The sequence below is a fragment of the Desertibacillus haloalkaliphilus genome (assembly GCF_019039105.1).
GTDB lineage: Bacteria > Bacillota > Bacilli > Bacillales > KJ1-10-99 > Desertibacillus > Desertibacillus haloalkaliphilus.
Window position 1 is genome coordinate 1 of sequence record NZ_JAHPIV010000188.1, and the last position, 418, is coordinate 418.

Here is a 418-nt window from a genome sequence, read left to right on the forward strand (position 1 = left end):
CTCCCTTCCCCCTTTTCCTCCCCTTTTTTCCCTCTTCTTTTCCTTTCTTTCTTCCCCTCTTTTTCCTCTTCCTTCCTTCCCTTCCTCCCTCCCCCTTTCCCCTCCCTTTCCCCTTCTCTTCTTCTTCTCTCTCTTTTTTTTCTTCCTTCCCCTTCTTTCTCTTTCCCTTCCTTTCTCTCTTTCTTTTCCCTTTTCTTCCTTCCTTTTCCCTCCTCTTTCCCCCCCCTCTCCCCTCCTCTTTCCTCTCTTTTTCCTTTCCTTTCCTTTCCCTCTTCTTTCCCTCCCCCCCCTCCCCTTCTCCCCCTCTCCTTTCCCTCCCCTCTCCCCTCTCTCCTTTTTTCCTCTCCCCTTTCTTTTCCTCCCTTCCCCTCTCCCTCCCCCCTCCTCCCCTCCCTTTCTCCCTTTCTTTCTTCTCCCT

1 protein-coding gene is annotated in these 418 nt (G+C 52.2%); it reads right to left on the reverse strand.

The window, feature by feature from the left end; all coding sequences use genetic code 11:
• On the reverse strand, positions 1 to 418 hold a 418-nt coding region (locus KH400_RS29775), incomplete at both ends, for a hypothetical protein (protein ID WP_217228109.1).